Annotated in this window: 17 protein-coding genes; 10 read left to right on the top strand and 7 right to left on the bottom strand. The window is 56.1% G+C overall.

All coding sequences use genetic code 11. The features are described from left to right. Positions 1 to 346: 346 nt before the first annotated feature. Positions 347 to 907, bottom strand: coding sequence for a DUF6714 family protein (locus MWU49_RS11785; protein ID WP_246972464.1), 561 nt, complete (start codon positions 905 to 907; stop codon positions 347 to 349). 225 nt (positions 908 to 1,132) lie between these two features. Continuing rightward, positions 1,133 to 2,203, bottom strand: coding sequence for a fatty acid desaturase (locus MWU49_RS11780; protein ID WP_246972461.1), 1,071 nt, complete (start codon positions 2,201 to 2,203; stop codon positions 1,133 to 1,135). Between the two features lie 92 nt (positions 2,204 to 2,295). Here MWU49_RS11780 and MWU49_RS11775 point away from each other — a divergent pair, with 92 nt between their 5' ends. After that, complete coding sequence (locus MWU49_RS11775) at positions 2,296 to 3,288, top strand: AraC family transcriptional regulator (RefSeq protein ID WP_246972458.1); 993 nt, start codon at positions 2,296 to 2,298, stop codon at positions 3,286 to 3,288. A gap of 259 nt (positions 3,289 to 3,547) precedes the next feature. Here MWU49_RS11775 and MWU49_RS11770 read toward each other — a convergent pair whose 3' ends face one another. Continuing rightward, the gene (locus tag MWU49_RS11770; protein WP_246972454.1) at positions 3,548 to 4,378 is read right to left on the bottom strand and encodes an HAD-IA family hydrolase; all 831 of its coding nucleotides are present in this window, start codon (positions 4,376 to 4,378) and stop codon (positions 3,548 to 3,550) included. A gap of 257 nt (positions 4,379 to 4,635) precedes the next feature. Here MWU49_RS11770 and MWU49_RS11765 point away from each other — a divergent pair, with 257 nt between their 5' ends. The 4 genes from MWU49_RS11765 (at position 4,636) to MWU49_RS11750 (ending at position 9,955) form a co-directional block, all read left to right on the top strand. Next, complete coding sequence (locus MWU49_RS11765; RefSeq protein ID WP_246972452.1) at positions 4,636 to 5,802, top strand: DcaP family trimeric outer membrane transporter; 1,167 nt, start codon at positions 4,636 to 4,638, stop codon at positions 5,800 to 5,802. A 38-nt stretch (positions 5,803 to 5,840) separates the two neighbouring features. After that, positions 5,841 to 6,902: a glutaminase A gene (gene glsA, locus MWU49_RS11760; RefSeq protein ID WP_246972449.1), complete on the top strand. Its 1,062-nt coding sequence runs from the start codon at positions 5,841 to 5,843 to the stop codon at positions 6,900 to 6,902. After that, positions 6,902 to 8,053 carry a DUF481 domain-containing protein gene (locus MWU49_RS11755; protein WP_246972447.1) on the top strand — a complete coding sequence of 384 codons (1,152 nt, stop codon included), beginning with the start codon at positions 6,902 to 6,904 and terminating at the stop codon, positions 8,051 to 8,053. The genes glsA and MWU49_RS11755 overlap by 1 nt, the downstream gene beginning before the upstream one ends. Positions 8,054 to 8,296: 243 nt before the next feature. Continuing rightward, positions 8,297 to 9,955 carry a hypothetical protein gene (locus tag MWU49_RS11750; protein WP_246972445.1) on the top strand — a complete coding sequence of 553 codons (1,659 nt, stop codon included), beginning with the start codon at positions 8,297 to 8,299 and terminating at the stop codon, positions 9,953 to 9,955. A 175-nt stretch (positions 9,956 to 10,130) separates the two neighbouring features. Here MWU49_RS11750 and MWU49_RS11745 read toward each other — a convergent pair whose 3' ends face one another. Then, entirely contained in the window at positions 10,131 to 10,607 is a 477-nt protein-coding gene (locus MWU49_RS11745; protein ID WP_246972443.1) for a peroxiredoxin, read from the bottom strand. Between the two features lie 99 nt (positions 10,608 to 10,706). On the opposite strand from MWU49_RS11745, the gene MWU49_RS11740 reads away from it, so the two are divergent. After that, a complete protein-coding gene (locus tag MWU49_RS11740; protein ID WP_246972441.1) occupies positions 10,707 to 11,372 on the top strand; it encodes an SDR family oxidoreductase in 666 nt (221 codons plus the stop codon). 4 nt (positions 11,373 to 11,376) lie between these two features. Here the strand turns inward: MWU49_RS11740 and tmpT are convergent, their stop codons facing one another. Further along, positions 11,377 to 12,030, bottom strand: coding sequence for a thiopurine S-methyltransferase (tmpT, locus tag MWU49_RS11735; protein ID WP_246972439.1), 654 nt, complete (start codon positions 12,028 to 12,030; stop codon positions 11,377 to 11,379). A gap of 308 nt (positions 12,031 to 12,338) precedes the next feature. Between tmpT and MWU49_RS11730 the strand changes: the two genes are divergently transcribed. After that, positions 12,339 to 13,523, top strand: a complete 1,185-nt coding sequence (locus MWU49_RS11730) for a choice-of-anchor P family protein (RefSeq protein WP_246972437.1) — start codon at positions 12,339 to 12,341, stop codon at positions 13,521 to 13,523. 237 nt (positions 13,524 to 13,760) lie between these two features. On the opposite strand, the gene MWU49_RS11725 is transcribed toward MWU49_RS11730, so the two are convergent. Then, entirely contained in the window at positions 13,761 to 14,258 is a 498-nt protein-coding gene (locus MWU49_RS11725; protein ID WP_246972434.1) for a hypothetical protein, read from the bottom strand. Positions 14,259 to 14,474: 216 nt separating this feature from the next. Between MWU49_RS11725 and MWU49_RS11720 the strand changes: the two genes are divergently transcribed. Beyond that, positions 14,475 to 15,722, top strand: coding sequence for an oxygenase MpaB family protein (locus MWU49_RS11720; RefSeq protein ID WP_246972431.1), 1,248 nt, complete (start codon positions 14,475 to 14,477; stop codon positions 15,720 to 15,722). A gap of 152 nt (positions 15,723 to 15,874) precedes the next feature. Here MWU49_RS11720 and MWU49_RS11715 read toward each other — a convergent pair whose 3' ends face one another. Next, a complete protein-coding gene (locus MWU49_RS11715) occupies positions 15,875 to 16,360 on the bottom strand; it encodes a YajQ family cyclic di-GMP-binding protein (RefSeq protein WP_246972923.1) in 486 nt (161 codons plus the stop codon). 191 nt (positions 16,361 to 16,551) lie between these two features. Here MWU49_RS11715 and MWU49_RS11710 point away from each other — a divergent pair, with 191 nt between their 5' ends. Continuing rightward, positions 16,552 to 17,511, top strand: coding sequence for an activator of Hsp90 ATPase N-terminal domain-containing protein (locus MWU49_RS11710; RefSeq protein ID WP_246972428.1), 960 nt, complete (start codon positions 16,552 to 16,554; stop codon positions 17,509 to 17,511). Positions 17,512 to 17,525: 14 nt separating this feature from the next. Continuing rightward, positions 17,526 to 17,792: a hypothetical protein gene (locus MWU49_RS11705; protein ID WP_246972424.1), complete on the top strand. Its 267-nt coding sequence runs from the start codon at positions 17,526 to 17,528 to the stop codon at positions 17,790 to 17,792. Positions 17,793 to 17,856 lie beyond the last annotated feature (64 nt).

The raw sequence follows: 17,856 nt of genomic DNA, 5'->3' as shown, positions 1-17,856 counted from the left end.
ATAAAAGCCACGCCGAGGGAGAGAGCCACTACCCCATGAAACTCTGACGGCTCTGCTGAAACAATTTTATAATACATGCCTGGCTCACGGCCAATAACAAGGTCAATTGCGGACTGCCAAAAACCGACGGGAAGAAGTCCGAAAAAATAGAGAACTGCATAAATAATGCATAGAAATCCCAGCCCCAAAGAAAGCCACCTCATAGTGCCGCACTTAGCCTGAGCAAACATGACGCCGCAATCACCGGACCAGTGTAGAGGAGCAATTTTTGTGGTAAAAGAGCGAAGCGATACCATAAAAATTGAGGAGCGTAACTGGGGCCGAGTGAATTGCCTTGTTAGGTGATTTACCAAAAAGACTGTAACGCCTTCCGAATTTCATGCTGATCATAAGTATATTCATCTTCTGTAAGGCACCAGATGAGGTATTCGCTCACTGCCTTCTTATGCCCCGGACTCATGCTTTCGAACTTAGAAGAGCCATACTCATCCAGGCTCGTGAGATGAAACAAAGGATCATCAACCTCTCCTTTGATACTCTCAATAATGAAAGCAGGAAGATGGAACCTCATTCCATCAGCATCAAAGAATGACAAACTGCTATGACACCTCTGAAGCTCTGCCCCCGATAACTTACTCCACTGTTCCTTTTCATCCTTTGCCCTAGCTCTCTTTTGCTCAGACACAGTTTCATAGTCATCAATCGCTTGCGCTTGCCAGAGCCCGACTCCGTTACCCAACACTACCCCAGAAAAAGCCTTTTCGATCCTTTCGATAATCTGCTCCTTGGCAAAACCATGATAGTTTTCTACTTCGTAGCAGTATCCGCAATTTAGACACACAAAATACGCTGTGGAGCCCTTAATATCGGGGCCGTAATAATCGGTATTACACTGGTGGCATTTCACTGCAATTTCCTTGATGCACCATTTTTTCACCTAACAGCGAATTAATTAGAACGTTCCGTATAACTCGGTTCTATATAACTCTGGGCGGACAATCCTGGATACGATCACAGCAATCTGCTTGATTATAAAGAGAATTGCAAAGGGTGAGGGTGTTTGGAAGAGGGTGTTCTGTTGAAAACAGAAAAGCCCGCGCAAGGCGGGCTTCTGTTGGTGAGCGTTTGCTAATCAGGCGGTTTGTGGTTTTTCGTGCATGCGGTTGGCGCGACGGAAGGTGCCCAGGTCGTTGAAGCGTACGCCGTTTTCCTTCATTACCACATGGGCGCGCTTGGCGGTCATCTGGCGGATGTAGAAGGGGTCGCGGACCACAAAGTGGTGGATGGCGTGGGTGCTGCCGAAGTTGAAGCAGAACGCCTGTACCGGCCACAGCCACCATACATTCAGTACCTGACACTGTTCGGTGATCTTGCCCGGCTCATTGTCGCCGTAGTAATGCATGTTCGATGAGATGAAGTGCAGGCAGAAGGTGCGCAGCATGTTCGGGGCGATCAGGACCACGATCAGCGGAGTGATCCAGCTCAGCTGTGCAGTGACCACTTCCGGCCAGGCGATGCTGGTGCCTGCCAGCCAGGCGGCGCCATTGATCAGGTGATAGAGCACAAAGAAGTGCCACACGGCGTGGGTCGCGATGCCCAGCGGGCTGTAGCTGACCAGGCTGATCAGGCGGAAGTTTTTCAGGTCCTGTTTGGTGATCAGGCCGCGACGGTACAGACGGGTGGGTTCGGTGAGGTACTTGCCGGCACGCAGGTACACGGACAGCATGCCATCGCCCACCATCAGCAGGCGCTTGAGGCCCCACTTTTCACCGTTGGTGATGCCGCGCTCTTCCAGATCAGTTTCCATGCCGGAATGCTTGTGATGATGGAAGTGCAGGTGGCGGCGCACCCAGGGGTTGATGACGTTGGGGCGCAGCAGGTAGATGCCGGTCATCATCAGGTTGTGCATGAACTTGTTCTTCTTGAAATACATCAAGTGAATCAGGTCATGTTCCAGTTCGTGCAACAGTGAGGTCCAGAAGGCGGTGAGGACGATCACGGCCCAGGCGGGCATGATACCTTGCAGGTAGAGCACGGCGTTGACCAGGGTGCCGGTGACAGCAAGGCTGAAAATACCAAAGCCAATGGCATTCTGGTGCTTGAGCCAGCCGTGGCGTTGCCGTATATCATCACTGATGGCGATGATTTCACGCTGAATTTTTTTATCTGTGGCGGACTTGCCGCGAGCGGGTGCTGTAGCCATGGGAAATCTCCATTTCTCGATGGAGACCACTTTAGGTGGGGCCGGGAAGGAAAACTCGGCTTTGCCCGCCAACCGTTTGACCGGGGACGCCAATGTCAGAAAAAAAACAGGCGACAGCGCTTCTCATGGGGCCGCTACTCCATTTGTTGCATGAGCGCGGCCTGGATGGGGAGGCGATCCTGCGTCGCAATGGCCTGGATCCTGCGGTTATCCGCGATCCTGAGGCCAAGCTGGATGCGGCGGTCACCACCGCCTTACTGGACGACTGCCTGCAGGAGCTGGGCGACCCGGGCATGGCCATCGAGGTGGCCCGCCACGCGGAATACAGCACGTTCGGGGCCCTCGGCCTGGCAGTGGCAGCAGGGGGCGACCTGTACAGTGTGCTTAACCGCATCACCCGCTTTCATCGCTTGATCAGCGATCTGGTGGTGACGGATCTGGTGGCCGACGATGACAGTGTGGCGTTGTGCTTCCGTTCCAATACCGACCATCAACCGCACCCTCAGGCCATTGCCTTCGTGATGGCCACCATTGTGCGGCTGCTGCGGATTCGTATTCATCGTGACCACAACCCGGTGGCGGTGTCGGTGCCGGAATGGGTGGAGGACGGCCTTCGTCAGGCCATGGCCCGCTATTTACGCTGCGAGGTGACGGTGGCGGACCACTACAGCCTGGCGTTTGACAAGGCCAATGCCCAGCAGATGCTGGCCGCCAGCGATACCCAGCTGGCCGCCATGCTGGACGCCACCCTGGCGCAACGGCTGGCAGAGGCGGAGCAGGCCTCACTGGCCAGCCGGCTGACCCTGTGGATCGAGCAACGGCTGCCGGATGGCGAGCCCGCCCAGGCCGATGCGGCGGAAGAGTGCTGCATGAGCATTCGCAGCCTGCAGCGTCGCCTCAGTGATGAGGGGCTCAGCTGGAAGCAGTTGCTGGAAGATACCCGCAAGACCCTGGTCGAACGGCACCTGCGCACCCCGGGGATGACGGTGACGCAGATGGCGTTTCTGTTGGGCTTTTCCGAGGTGAGTGCGTTCTCCCGGGCGTTCAAAAAGTGGTACGGGGTATCGCCTAGTCAGTTTCGATAAAGGCAGAAGCGGTTTTTACCACAGAGGTCACGGAGATCACTGAGGAAAAATCGGCGATGTGCCAGCATTTACGTATCCGGTGTTAATTGACGGTGATCGCGAGTGACGAGTTTCGAGTTGCGAAAGTCAAAAACAAAACCCGGCCAGAAGGAAGGTTTTGCTTTTCGAAACTCGCTTCTCGTAACTCGTCACCCGGTTATTCCTTGCCGTCATGGTTTATCTCAGTGGTCTCTGTGACCTCTGTGGTAAAAAAAGCCTTTCAAGTCCTCGCCCGCGCCACCCGCTTGTGTTGCGCCAGCAGGTGGCGCGCCAGGTCGGTGAGTTCGGCGATGCTGCCGACCACCGCATCCGGGCGGTGGGGGTGCTTGATGGTGTCCGGGAAGATCTTGTCCAGCCAGGCCTGATCCCAGCCGGCGCCATTGTAGAAAATGGAGGTGATCCCTGCTTCCTTGGCGGCGATCACGTCCGTGGTGCTGTCGCCGATGTACCAACAGTCCGGCCCCGGCTCCAGTTGCAGTGCCTCCATGGCCTTTAGCAGCATGTCCGGTGCCGGTTTGCGTTTGGCCACATCGCTGCCGCAGACCACTACGTCGAACAGATCTTCCCAGCCGATCCCGTCCACCAGTGCCAGTTCGTGTTCAAGAAAATCCCGCTTGCGGTTGGAGATCAAGCCAGTGCGAATACCAATGGAGCGGATGTGTTCCAGCTGCTCACGGATGTCGTGTTCCAGTGGGAATACCTCTTCCACATATTTCTTGTAGGCCTGATCAAAAGCCTGGTGGGCGCGTGCCTTGGCGTCCTGGTCGCTGCCAAACAGCACTTCGAAGATATCAGTACGGGAAATTTTGCGCTGCGCCACGATCTTGGGGTGCAGGCGGTGATGGTCTTTCACGTACATGAGCAGCTTGGCATCTTCAATGGTCTTGGAATCATCCGGTTCCAGCAGCTGGTCCCAGAGGTCCAGCTCCCGCAGATGCGGCAGCACGTCATCGACAGCGTGGTACATGGCATCGTGGGTATCCACCAGGGTGGCATGCCAGTCCAGCAGGATGGCTTCGGGATGGGCGCTGGGCAGTTGCAGGATGCTCATGGACACTTTTCCCCTGACGTTTTCTGTGACGAAAGTCGGATGGTCTCCCCATAGTGAATACCGCGCATGAGGGTGACGTCAAAGTCTGCTGTGAACCCGTAGTCATTATTGTGCCGTGATTTCATGTGGGCATCGTGACTATGGTTCAAAACTGTGTTCATATCAGCCATGGAACAGATGCAACACGGTAGTGCCATTGCTGCTGATTCCATGCCAGGGAGCGGCAGCCTTTAAAAGGACAACCAGGGACGAACATCATGGCTAAGACTTTTCCTTTGAAGGGCCTCGGTGCGCTTGCGCTGATGGCACCTCTTGCTTGCGTGGCCGCAGAAACCGATTCCTCCTTTTCACTTTATGGCTATGCCATGGTGGATTACGTGCAGGCGTTTGATCGCCCCAATCCTGACTGGGAAGCCACACTGCGCCCCAGTCGTATCCCCACCCATGCCAGTGACGTGGGCAGTGACGGCCAGGCGATACTGAGTGCCCGGCAGAGCCGCTTTGGTGTGGATGCCGCCACCATGGCGGGCGACAGCATGCTGACCACCAAGTTCGAATTTGATCTCTATGGTGTCGGGGCCGATGAAGGCCAGACCACCATTCGCCTGCGCCATGCCTATGGGGAGTGGAAGTCCATTCTTGCCGGGCAGACCAACAGTGTGTTCATGGATGGCGATGTGTTCCCCAACGTGATCGATTACTGGGGTCCGTCCGGCATGGCCTACCTGCGTAATCCGCAGATCCGCTGGACACCTGTGAAGGGGGATTCCACCGTTGCCGTGGCTATCGAAACCCCGGGGAGCGGGGTGGACACCACGGGCACGGCCCAGTCTGGCCATAACCCTTACCCGGATCTCACAGCGCATTTTCGCCAGGTGGGCGACTGGGGGCATTTCCAGGTAGCGGGAATTCTTCGTCAGGTGGCCTACGACACACCCGGTACCGGTGATGCCAAGCCGGAAGACAGCGAGTTTGGCTGGGGCGTCAACCTGACCACTACGGTCAATGTCATGGAGCGTGACCGTCTGATCCTGGGCGTGCTGCATGGGGAAGGGGTGTCCAACTACATGAATGATGGAGGCACGGACATGGCGCTGGATGGCGGCACCGTGGCGGACCCGGATTACCAGGTAGTACCGGTGACCGGTCTGGTGGCCTACTACGAGCATGGCTGGAGTGATGCCTACAGCACAGCCTTTGGTTACAGCTCCACAGAAATCGACAACATGGATCTGCAAGGCCCGGATGCCTTCAACAAGGGTGAGTATGCCTCCATCAACCTGCTGCATACCCCCAATGACAAGGTGATGATGGGGGTCGAGTACCTGTTCGGAAAGCGCACCGCCAATGATGGTGACAAGGGCTATGATCGCCGTGTGCAATTCAGTGTGAAGTACAACTTTTCCAGCGGAAACCTGCTGTAATCAGCGGGCTGGCTCATAGAAGAGAGGGAGCAATGACAATGCAATATTCTCGCAAGTTTTTCAGCCTGCTGTTTGCCGGCATGCTGGCCATGGCCAGCGCCAGTTGTTCAGCGGAATCCGGTGCGCCTGCAGCAGCGGGTATGGTCGATAGCAAGCTGACAGAGAAAAACATCAACGCCGAATTGAAAAAAGCCTATGACAAGTACAAGGGCCTCAAGGAGGGTGCGAACGCGGATTATATCCCGGCGCTGGACAAGGTGGATTCCAATATCTTCGGCATCGTGCTGGTGACGGTGGACGGCAAAGTGTACAGCGTGGGCGATATCACTTCCGAAGTCTCCATCCAGTCCATTTCCAAAGTGTTCACCATGGCGCTGGTGACAGAAGAAAAAGGCACTGCGCTGCTGCCTGAAAATGTAGGGGTGGATGCCACCGGCCAGGTGTTCAATTCCATCCATGCCATCGAGCAGTATCAGGGGCATGAGATGAATCCTCTGGTTAACGCCGGTGCGATCACTACCACCAGTCTGGTGGAAGGCAAGAGCTACAATGAAATCTGGAACAAGATCCTGAATTACTACGGTGAATTCGCCGGTCGTGAGTTGACAGTCCTGGAAGATATCTACAAGTCGGAAGCGGCAACTAACCAGCGCAATCAGGCCATCGCTCATCTGATGTATGCCTATGGCCATATCGAAGGTGATCCTCTGCAGGCCACGGACATTTATACCCGTCAGTGTTCCGTGGGAGTCAATGCCAAAGACCTGGCGGTGATGGCTTCCACTCTGGCGAATGCTGGCACCAACCCTGTGACAGGAAAAGATCTGGTCAAGCCTGCTGATATACCGGAAATTCTGGCAGTAATGGCAACGGCTGGTCTTTATGATGATGCCGGTAAATGGCTGTACAAGACCGGCCTGCCCGCCAAGAGTGGGGTCGGTGGTGGTATCATCGCCATTTCTCCGGGCAAGTTCGGTATCGCGGCCATCTCGCCGCCGCTGGATGCGGCGGGTAACAGTGTGCGTGCCCAAAAGGCGATTGCTGACATCTCGGCAGCGCTGGGGGGGAATCCCTATGAGGTTCAACCGTACGGTAAGTAATGACTGATCGCATCTCAGCCGGCCCGATGTTTTCCCGCAAAGGAGCAGGCACCACAATCAAGGCAGCCTTACGGGCTGCCTCTTTCGTTATCGCTGCGTTGCCGTTTTGTGCATACGGCGAGCAGACCTTTGACAGTGCCGCCAAGCCACCGGAAACCTGGACGCCACCTCAATTCGATGTGCAGCAGTGGGACTGGATCCAGTTGGACACCGGTGAGTGGGTAAAGGGGCGGTTGAAGGTACTGCATGACGAATCGGTGGAAATCGACAGTGACCACTTCGACCTGATTTCTATCGACTGGGAAGATATTGCCTATATCCGCACAGGCCGTGTCATGTCGGTGCTGCTGGAAGGGGGAGAGATTATCCTTGGCCGGTTGACTACCGAAAGCGGTAAGTTGCTGATAGGTGGCGAGCCTGTGACGTTTGAAGAAGTGGTGGGTATTGCCAGCGCGTCTCCACGGGAATTTGATCTGTGGTCTGCGGACGTGTCTGTGGGGCTGAATTATCGCAGCGGCAATGTGGAACAGAAAGATCTCAATACCAAGGTGGTTCTCAAGCGGCGTACAGTGAAAAACAGCACCCGCATGAGTTATACCGGAAACTATTCTGAATCATCATCCGAGCAGCTTGCCAATAATCATAGTGCAGAAGTGATTCACGACTACCGGGTGAGTAACCGCTGGTTTTTTCGTCCAGTTCAGGCGCAGTACTATCGGGACCCATTCCAGAACCGGGCCGCGGAATGGACCCTGGGCTTTGGTGGTGGTTACCAGATTTTTGATCGTCCAAAACTGGACTGGATCGTTGCTGCTGGCCCGGGTTACCAGCGCACCGAGTATGTGGATGTGGCGCCTGGCGAAGACCGTACGGTTGCTACCCCGGCATTTTTAATCAGCACTTTCTACGATCAGGAAATCACCGACAACATCGACTTTCTGCTTGAATACCAGGTGACGCTGACCGAATCAAAAGGCGGACGTGCCAAGCATGATTTCTACACTGCTCTGGATGTGGATCTCACCAGTCGGCTGGACCTGCGATTGGCAGGCACCTGGAAACGCATTGAAAGCCCGCAACCTGACAGCGACGGGGTGACACCGGAAAAAGATGACTTTACGGCAACACTGGGTCTTTCGCTGGAAATATAAGGCCACATCATCTCCACCATCACTGCCACCCTTGGACACCGATGTGCATACTGGCCTGCTCCCAATAGGTTGAGTAATTCTTTTATGTGATTAGCCCTTTGGCTAGCCATATGGCGTTGCTGTCCTACCCTGCAAGATAAAATTTTGAGAAAAAGCGTGATCGTTGTCTCTTTTGATAGAAGAGCCGTCAGGTGAGATTTATTCTCGAGGAAAACACCGGACGCCATATCGGGAGGCGTTGTCATGATTTCACGTTCGAAACAGGGAATGTTTCATCTTGCTGGAGTGCTGCTGCTGTCGATCAGCGGCACGGCGCTGGCTGCCATGGATTTTCAGGTGCGTATTTTACCCGTGGGAGAAGGTAATGTGGTTCCGCCCAATGCCCCCTTTCCCATCCGTTATGAAGTCACCGGCGAAAGCAGCTCCGACCATTACTACTATGTGGACGGCTCGCTGAAGAAAACCCGCAGTAACAGCAGTACCGGTTCTCAAGCCGGGGAATTCTCGGTGACTTATCCGGGTGGCTTTTCCGATGGCGATAGAAAGACCATCGGGATTTGCCTGGACCATGCCGGGGATCAGGTCTGCGATGAAATAAGCATCCGCGCTGGCCAGGTGTTGCAACTGGATCAGGCAGTGGAAATGCACACGGTGGGCGTCAACAACTATGTGCCGGCGGGGCAAACCTTCCCGATTTATTACGATGTGCTCAAGCCCACCAGTTCCAGTCATTACTATTATGTGGACGGCAGTCTGGCGGCCACCCAGAGCAAGGGCAGTAATGTTGGGAAGGAATTTTCCATTACCTACCCCTGGCCTCTGAATGTTGGCGAAACCACCCATGTGGAAATCTGTGTGGATACGGATGCGGGTCAGGCCTGTGGCGCCAAGTTGATCACTGGTGGCCCGGCACCGGCCGGTGCGGACGCGCCGGCCCCTTTCGACAGTGACGTGATGGACGATCACTTCGTGACCTATGGCAGCTGTGACCCGGTGTGCGGCTACTACGAAAATATTTTTTATGGTGACAGTTCAGTGAGCTGGCTGCCGATTGTGGGGCCGGACAGCGAACCCAATGGCCTGCGCATTGATGTCTATTACCCGACCCCGGATGGCAAGGTGCACAGCGGCAGTGAAACCAACACCCTGGTGATCTACGCCCATTCAGCAAACCACAACAAGGAAACCATGCTGGGGCCGAAAAAGGGAACGCTTGAGGCCTATCTGGGAATTGGCGGCGGCGGGGCGGGTGGTGTCACCGTGGCAGCGCTGGACTTTCGCCACCCCGCCAAGGATCTGGATGAAAATGGCTATCCGATATCAAAGGATGACATGAGTCATGCCATCCAGTTCTTCCGTTACTACGCGGATGTCTTCAAGATCAACCCGGACGACATTTTTGTCACCGGTTCGTCTCTGGGTGCCGGTGCCGGGATTCATGCCGCGGTGAAGGAAATTGCCAATCCGGATGATCCTTCGCCGGTGCGTCGCGTTTCCTCCGGTATTCGAGGTGCCTTTCTGGCCACCGGGCAAAGTTCCTTCGCGCCCCAATGGTTCCGGAGCAATTTCCTGGAAGAAGAAATCTGGCCGTATTACCAGCCCGATTTCCTTGATGATGAAGAGCGATCAATCTATGGCCATGCAGTGGCCAACGTGAACGAGAATGCCCCGATCCTGGAGCTGGGTTATGAGCAGGACTTCATCGATCACAAGGTCACTGCGGCCGAAAAGACCAACAAGGAAGTGGATACCACCCACCTGCCCAACTTCGGCCTGACCATGCAGAACCAGTACAAGCTCCATGGCATTGGGGATCGCATCATGGTACGGGAGAGCTATGGCGGATCCTTCGGCGGTGATTCCACCCGGTTTATCGAACGCAACCGGATCTCGGGGGATTGAGCTAGCTGCGAGTGACGAGAAGCGAGTTACGAGTTTCGAAATTCAAGAGAGGTGAACATTTCTCTCCAGCCGGGTTTGGCATTTCGAAACTCGAAACTCGTTACTGTGTCATTGCCTGCAGGCTGGCTCCTACAGCTAGCCTTGCGAGCTTTGTGGGAGCTTGCCTGCAAGCGATTCAGCCCAGCTGCGCGAGCACCGTCTCGGCACTGCTCTTGTCTACGCCCTTGTCATCCACGCCCAAATATTCCACCACACCATCGTTGACGATCATGGCGAAGCGTTTGCTGCGCGGGCCCATGCCGAAGCCAGTGGCATCCAGATTCAGTCCAAGTGCGGCGGTGAGCTCGGCATTGCCGTCTGCCAGCATGGTGATCTGATCCGCATTCTGGTCTTTCTGCCAGGCGTCCATCACAAAGGCATCGTTGACGGCCATGCAGGCGATGGCATCCACCTTTTCCAGCAAGGCATCGGCATTGACGACAAAGCCGGGCATGTGGGTATTGGAGCAGCCGGGAGTAAAGGCACCGGGAACGGCGAACAGTGCCACCTTTTTGCCCTTGAAAAATTCACCGGTGTTAAGGTCTTCCGGGCCGTTGGCGCCATTGGTCTTGATGGTAACGGCGGGAAAGGTATCGCCTTGGGAAATGCTCATGATGGCTCCTTGAGAATGGCATTGAAAATCCGCTTGTCGCGGGCTTCACTGTGGGTCTGATAGAAAGGAATTTCAAGTGAATCAAAGAAGGAGCGAGTAATGAGTCAGACGGTTGTGATTACCGGTGCCAACCGGGGTATCGGATTGGCCATGGCCGGCATCTGGAAGGCAAGGGGTGACCGGGTGATCGCCACCTGTCGTGAGCCATCGGCGGCGCTGGAAAGCCTCGGTGTGGAGATGATCGACGGTATTGATGTCAGTCGCGAGGACGGGGTCATCAACCTGCGCAGCGGGCTGGGTGATACGTCGGTGGATGTGCTGTTCAACAATGCCGGTATCATGCGCAACGAAACCATCGAGCACATGCACTATGACCAGATTCGCGAGCAGTTTGAGGTGAACACCCTCGGGCCGCTGCGCGTCACCCTGGGGCTGCTGGATAACCTGCATCCGGGCAGCAAGGTGGGTTTAATGACCTCTCGTATGGGGTCCATCGCTGACAACACCTCTGGCGGACGCTATGGCTACCGGATGAGCAAGGCCGCGCTGAATGCCGCCGGCAAGTCCCTGGCCCACGATCTCAAGCCGTTGGGTATTGCAGTGGCTATTCTCCATCCCGGCTGGGTTCAGACAGACATGACCGGGCATAGTGGTCACCTGACGGCGAAACAGGCGGCAACTGCATTGATTGCCAGGATGGATGGACTGTCACTGCAGAGCAGCGGCACCTTCTGGCATAGCGACGGTACCGAACTGCCCTGGTAGCCTGTTAGCGCGGGGTCAGCTGCCAGCAGTGCTGTGCCAGCGCAGTGAGGCCCCGCTCACGGAAGCCCGGTTCGTGATCCAGGATATCTGCGCCGGCCAGTTCGGTGATCACATAGTCATCGCCATAAAGGGCCTGAACATTGCCGGCATCCACCGAGAAGGGTGGGCCTGGCATCTGTGACTGGTCATAACTCAGAGTGATCAGCAGTTGTGGAGCCCGCGCGGTGAGGGTCAACAGGTGTCGAACGTATTGCTGGCGAAGGGAGTCTGGCAAGGCGATAACGGCAGCACGATCGTAAATCGCATCCACCGGCCCCAGCTGATCCTGTGTCAGGGAAAAGATATCGCCTTGAAACAGGGTGATACCGTCGTGCCGGTAGCATTTCCCGCCAGACCACTCTGAAACCTCCGGTTCAACCCCTGCCTCGGCAAAAAAAGCTGTTACTGCTTTCCCGGATAATTCTGCACCAATCACTTCGGCACCCTGTTCGCGCAGGAAATGCATGTCGAGTGTCTTGCCACACAGAGGCACAAATATTCTGCGTGCTGATAGAAATGGCGGGGTAGTCCAGTAGCGAACCAGCAGGGGGTGAACCTGATCGAGGTGAAATCCGATTTCGTTGTTGTTCCATTTATCCTGCCAGAAACCTGGTTCCATAATAATCCCTCTGCTATTGGCCGACATTATGAGCAGGGCACACTGGTACAGAGCAGTTTTGTGCCTACGTCGATTCAAGACCTTAGCAATCAATTGCTGCGCTGTTTAGCGTTTTGTTGCGTTTGTGAAAATTGCTGGTGCGTGTCCTTGAAAACAGGCGTTAACTATTTTGTCCGGGCCAACCGTAGTGTGCCATGCGCCGATCGGCAGCCCGATTCAACGTGCGCGTTTGTGTGCCGCCTTGGGAAAGAAAAATCCAGTGCATAACGGATTTATGCAGTGGTTTGCCCAGCATAAGGAGGTGCAAGATGCGTCATTTTTCAATGGTGTTGAAAACACTGTGGCTGCTACCCCTGATCACGGCGGTGGTGTTGGCCATTCCCTCAATCACACAGGCAAAAGGCCCTCCCGCAGGAAAAGGTGGCGGAGGAGGTGGCGGTAGTGTGACAACCACCTATAGCGGTGAAGCAACGGCAGTGGATATCACCCTGAATACGTTTCTTCTGGGTGAAACAAAGGTGGTGCTCAGTGATACCGGGCAACTGGATGCGTCCGGCGGCATGCTGGAAAAGGGGCTGAGTGAGTCCGTGCAAACCGGACTGGTGGATCTTGGTGTCAGTGTGCTCTCTTCATCCGTGACGGGCAGTGGTGATCTGACCCATGCCAACGCCACGGTGGTGGGGCTGGAGTTGTCAGTGATGGATGCGCTGACCATCTCTGCGTCGGTGCTGCAGGCCAATGCCAATAGCCAGTGTTTTTCCAGTGATGTGGAGACCAGCGGGGATTCGCATATCGCCCAGCTGGTGATCAATGGTCAGGACATCACCGTCACCGGTGAGCCGAACCAGACCGTTAGCATTCCCGGTGTAGCCAGCATCATCATCAACGAACAGATTGTGTCTGGCAGCAGCATCGAGGTGAATGCGCTGCATGTGTCATTGCTGGGCGATGATGAACCGCTGCTGGGTTTGATTGATCTGGGTCTGGACCAGCTGGTGTCGGCGGATGTGATCATCAGTCACACCAAGGCAGGAATCAGCTGCGGTGATACCTATGTGTGTCCGGTGAAGGATTTTGTCACCGGCGGTGGGCAGCTCGAGGTGTCCGGCGGGAGGCTTTCCTTTGGCATGGTTGGCGGTCTCAAGCCCAATGGCTTGAGCGGACATTTCAATGCAGTAGACCATCGCAGTGGCGGGCCTCACATCAAGGCTGGCAGTGTTTCGGATTATACGCTGGTGGATGAGGTCACCCGGAGTCTGGTCTATCACTGCACTGGTGCCGCAGAAAGTACCTGCACAGTGACAGTGGCGGACCGCGGCGAGCCGGGTATCAACGACAGTCTGGAGATCCATTCCGGCACCTACTTCGAAAGCGGCGTGATTGCCCGCGGTAATATTCAGCTGCACAAGCCGGGGCAGTGTGATGCCGGTAGCACGGATGGATCAGATGATGGTGGCGGAGGTAAAGGTAACGGTAAAGGGAAGAAAAAATAGTTTTTTTGAAAGGAAAAAGTGGGCGCACGGTTATTCCTGGAGGCAGGGATAACCGTGCTGCTTTATGGATCTGGTACCCAAAGCGGATTCGTATTCCCAGGCAATGCCTCTGGAATCCGCTGCGGTTGTTCTGTGCTGGTAGTGATCGCCATGCGAGCATGGGCTCCTACGGCCTGTGCGGATCTGATGAGTGACCTTGAGTCATACTGTGGGAGCGTGCTTACACGCGAAGGAACCTTATCCCGCATGCCGCAGCTGTTTGGCCGTGTCGGTTATCAGTGCGGCGAAGTCCGGTTTCACAATGATGGCAAGAATCAGCGAATAGACGCCGTTGAGCAGCGCCAGTTCGGCATCCGCCTGCATCAGGCTGAGTGCCAGAATGATCATGGCGACAAAATCCATTACCCCCAGCAGCAGGAACATGCTGGCCTGGGTGCGGGTAGCAGCCTGCTGTTGTGGGTCCTGTTGCCCGGACATTCCCTGAACAGGACGTCGCGCGATCGCCTCTGGTGACATCAGCAGGTTTCGCACCGGTCGGCCCAGTGCCAGCATCAAGCCCATCGCGCCCATGGCTCCCATCCGCAGCATGTCGACCGGGATCAGCTCGGCAGGAGCTGAATAGTTCCCCAGCCAGACCATCATGCTGATGGCAATACCCACAAGCAGTGGCGCCGACAGTACGGCAAACCATAACAGCGTCATGCGTTGGGCGGCGGTGCGAATGTGCTGGTTCATGAAGATTCCTTTTTCTTTTTTTGCGAGCAACGACAGAGCAACTTAGCAAGCGACGGGTGGATAAAAAAGTGATTTCTGTTTCTGTCATCCGGGGACATTCAGACCGGGGTTTCTTGTCTTTCCCGTGTGCAGGATACATGTTGTTTCCCTGTGAAGCCGATTGGTTCTGCCGGGTGACTTTCTGCGCCTGGCGAAAATGACAGACAGGAGACCACCATGACCGCCATGCTGCAGGAACTGCCTCTGGATCCGGCCCGACTCAATCGGGTGGGCGACCCCAACCGTCCCGGGGTAAAAAAGGCGCGGACCCTGTTCAAGTGGATGCTGGGCTCTGATCCCCAGCCCACGACCGGGCAGATGGCGGTGATTCGGGAATCCATGCTCAGTGGTGATCCGCTGGCCGATGCGGTGGTGGCCATGTATGCCTCGCTGCCGGCAGGGCAGGGCCGCAAGCTGGTGGATCAGGCGCTGGAACAGGGTATTGATGCGGTTGAGAATCCGCCGGAAGCACTGCAGGCGTTGTTTCGGCAAGTGGATCACGAACCCATCTGGCTGGACCGTGAATTGCTGAAGCTGGGTTGTGAGGTGTCTTATCGGGTGGGTATCTCCGGTGAACTGGTGCTGCGAAACATGTCTCTCATGGGCGGCTATCTGGCCGGCGCGGCGGCCAAGCCGCTGGTCTTCACCGGCCAGCTGGATCGCATGGCCAACCGGCGTCTGGTGGAGACAGGGAAGTTCTGGATGGACGTGACCACGCCGGGTGGTCTGGAGCGGAATCAGGAAGGCTTCAAGAGCGCTGTACGGGTGCGCCTGATGCATGCCCAGGTGCGCAACATGCTGCTCAAGTCAGACAACTGGGATATGCGCTGGGGCTATCCGCTCAATCAGTGGGATTCCATGGGCACAATCCTGGAATTCTCGGTGATCTTCCTCACCGGCCTGCGCTCCCTGGGCTACCTGTTCAGCCGTCGCGAGCGAGAAGCGGTGGTGCATCTGTGGCGCTATGTGGGGTATCTGATGGGCGTGGATGAACGCATCCTGCCTACCAATGAGCAAGACAGCATGCGCGCCCTTTACCAGGTGATTGCCACCATTGGTGACAGCGACGATGACACCCGTCGTCTTGGCGAGGCACTGGCCAATGCCTCGCTGCAGGATCGCGAAGGCTGGTTACAGCAAAATCTGGGCAAGCTGGAATACACCCTGCGCGCAGGCTACAGCCGCTATATCCTCGGCGATGAAGCGGCCGACAAGCTGGGGCTGCCGAAGACGATGACGAAATATTTCTGGCCGGCCCAGGCGCCTTTACGCATGGGCGCAGAGCTGATCCGCAAGGCCACCCCCGGTTCCAACCGGGTGCTGATGTGGCTGGGCGAAAAGGCGCGCAAGAGCCAGTTCTCCGAGCAGGTGAAAAAGATGAAGGCGGACACGACCTTTACGCCGGTGAAGAGGCTGTTTCGGTAATAATAGCTACGAGGTTCGCGGTGGAACCACCGCTCCTACAAAAACGGTCTGTCTAAACGCAAGAGGCCGCGCCCGGGTCACGGGCGCGGCCTCTTTCATTTCCGCGGACGCACACTTCTCTCGTGTTGTTGCGTGAGGCGTGTTGCGTGATGCTAGTCTCTAAAATTATTGAACTGCAGCGGAATTTCCAGCTTGGAGGCTTTCAGCAGAGCTATGGCTTCCTGCAGATCGTCACGCTTCTTGCCGTTCACCCGCACCGAATCGCCCTGAATGGAGGCCTGCACTTTCAGCTTGGCATCCTTGATCATCTTGACGATCTGTTTGGCGGTGGGCTGCTCGATACCCTGCTTGAAAGTCAGAGTGATAGAGAAGGTCTTGCCGCTGTGTTCGGGTTTGTCCGGGCGATCGGCTCCGCCGGCACTGATTCCTTGTTTGACTGCGGCCTTGGCAAAGATGTCTTCCAGCTGCTGTACCTGGAAGTCGGACTCGGTCTTCAGGGTAACGGTCAGCCCTTTTTGCTCGATGCTGGCCTCTACACCGCGAAAATCAAAGCGGTTGGTCAGATCGCGGTTGGCGTTTTCCACGGCGTGACGCAGGGCCACTTCATCAATTTCGGAAACAATATCAAAGGACGGCATGGCGTTGGCTTCCCTCGTCGGTTCAAAGGTGGCCAAGTATACCTGCTGTGGAGGATGGTGGGCAGGTTGCCACCGGCGTCACATTCCTGAAAATTGGTACATTTGACGCATATTAGTGAACCGGCTCCGGGTTTATGTTGCCTGTCTGCGCAGGACTGCGCAGTGAATCGACAAGCCAGGAGGCAAATATCATGTCACTCAAGGAACGACTGTCTGCAGACAGTCTGATGGAGTCCCTGCCGGTTTCCAGGGATCTACTCACCCGTTTGGGCCTGCTCGGTGCCCAGGTGTCCCGCAAGATCGCCATCGACCAGGTCAGCGTTGATAACGGCACCCTCAATAATCTCAAGGTAGAGAAGGTCAATCTGGGTAGTGCAAGCATTGGCAGCCTGACGGTGCAGAACGGTTCGGCCAGCGTCAACAATGCCAATGCGGTGCTGAATCAGGTACGCAGTATTGTGGAGCTGGAATTCCATCTTGACTGGGAAATCGACCTGGGCTGGATCGGCAGCTGGGATGGCAGCGAGAACATGGGCAGTCTCGATATCCCGGTGGACCTGGGCACCATCACGGTCCCGGATCTGGGCGATATCGACCTGCAGATTCCCAGTATTGATATCCCCGGCCTGGTGGCCGAGATGAAGCCCATTGACCAGCTGGATCTGGGCAATCTGGATATCAGCGGCGTGCGACTGGACAAGCTCAGCCTGCCCAGTGCCGGGCTGTCCATCACTGGTATGGGCGTGGGTGATCTGACGCTCAGTTCTGTCACCGTGCCCTCAGCAGACGGAGAAGCCATGCGCGTCAATCGTGCGGCGCCGACACGTCACCTCAATCTGCCCGGCGCCAGCCTGGAGAATGTGGCCATCCCGGCGATCAATATGCCGTCTGCCACCAGTGGTTCCTTTACCGCTGACGCCACCGCTTCGGACAAGTCTGTGGGCGTTGATATCGGCATCCTCAAGGTCAGCGTCCGGGTGACTCCCACCGTGCATCTGAATGTGGGCAGCATGACACTCAGCGATGCACAGCTGGCGGCGGATCTGGGCAAGGTGTCCATCAATGACATCAGCCTGCCGGTGTCCCTGGAAGGCATTACCGGTGGGGAACTGGGACTAAACAACATCAGCGTTAACAAGCTGACATTCTGAACAAGGAGAGAGAGATGTCACTGAATCACAAGGAATTTGAAAAGCGCTGGGAACAGGCGCACCGCAAGCAGCGCCCGCAGATGAAAAAGGCCTCCATTGCGCCGGTGGTTCATCTGTCGGTGATTTCTGTGCTGGATAACTACATGACCCAGCTGCACAAGGCAGTGGAAGGGCATGCCATGAGCAAGGAAGAATGCGATGAGGTCTGCAAGAAAATCAACGAGCTGAAACCGCTGGCCAAGAAGGCGGACAGCAAGGCGGCCAAGTACCTGCGGGTGTAATCCGGGAGTTTCTGAGCGCTCTTCCTGCAGGAGCGGTCGTTCGACCGCGATCCGAGCGTAAGCG

The sequence above is a fragment of the Alcanivorax sp. S6407 genome, assembly GCF_023016115.1.
Lineage (GTDB): Bacteria > Pseudomonadota > Gammaproteobacteria > Pseudomonadales > Alcanivoracaceae > Alcanivorax.
Note: the sequence above shows the minus strand (reverse complement) of the source record. Positions and strands in the feature narration are given on the sequence as shown.

Bases quoted from the DNA above. Each gene is read 5' to 3' on its own strand.
- MWU49_RS11780 (WP_246972461.1), bottom strand. From the start codon at position 2,203: ATGGCTACAGCACCCGCTCGCGGCAAGTCCGCCACAGATAAAAAAATT.
- MWU49_RS11775 (WP_246972458.1), top strand. From the start codon at position 2,296: ATGTCAGAAAAAAAACAGGCGACAGCGCTTCTCATGGGGCCGCTACTC.
- MWU49_RS11770 (WP_246972454.1), bottom strand. From the start codon at position 4,378: ATGAGCATCCTGCAACTGCCCAGCGCCCATCCCGAAGCCATCCTGCTG.
- MWU49_RS11765 (WP_246972452.1), top strand. From the start codon at position 4,636: ATGGCTAAGACTTTTCCTTTGAAGGGCCTCGGTGCGCTTGCGCTGATG.
- glsA (WP_246972449.1), top strand. From the start codon at position 5,841: ATGCAATATTCTCGCAAGTTTTTCAGCCTGCTGTTTGCCGGCATGCTG.
- MWU49_RS11755 (WP_246972447.1), top strand. From the start codon at position 6,902: ATGACTGATCGCATCTCAGCCGGCCCGATGTTTTCCCGCAAAGGAGCA.
- MWU49_RS11750 (WP_246972445.1), top strand. From the start codon at position 8,297: ATGATTTCACGTTCGAAACAGGGAATGTTTCATCTTGCTGGAGTGCTG.
- MWU49_RS11745 (WP_246972443.1), bottom strand. From the start codon at position 10,607: ATGAGCATTTCCCAAGGCGATACCTTTCCCGCCGTTACCATCAAGACC.
- MWU49_RS11740 (WP_246972441.1), top strand. From the start codon at position 10,707: ATGAGTCAGACGGTTGTGATTACCGGTGCCAACCGGGGTATCGGATTG.
- tmpT (WP_246972439.1), bottom strand. From the start codon at position 12,030: ATGGAACCAGGTTTCTGGCAGGATAAATGGAACAACAACGAAATCGGA.
- MWU49_RS11730 (WP_246972437.1), top strand. From the start codon at position 12,339: ATGCGTCATTTTTCAATGGTGTTGAAAACACTGTGGCTGCTACCCCTG.
- MWU49_RS11725 (WP_246972434.1), bottom strand. From the start codon at position 14,258: ATGAACCAGCACATTCGCACCGCCGCCCAACGCATGACGCTGTTATGG.
- MWU49_RS11720 (WP_246972431.1), top strand. From the start codon at position 14,475: ATGACCGCCATGCTGCAGGAACTGCCTCTGGATCCGGCCCGACTCAAT.
- MWU49_RS11715 (WP_246972923.1), bottom strand. From the start codon at position 16,360: ATGCCGTCCTTTGATATTGTTTCCGAAATTGATGAAGTGGCCCTGCGT.
- MWU49_RS11710 (WP_246972428.1), top strand. From the start codon at position 16,552: ATGTCACTCAAGGAACGACTGTCTGCAGACAGTCTGATGGAGTCCCTG.
- MWU49_RS11705 (WP_246972424.1), top strand. From the start codon at position 17,526: ATGTCACTGAATCACAAGGAATTTGAAAAGCGCTGGGAACAGGCGCAC.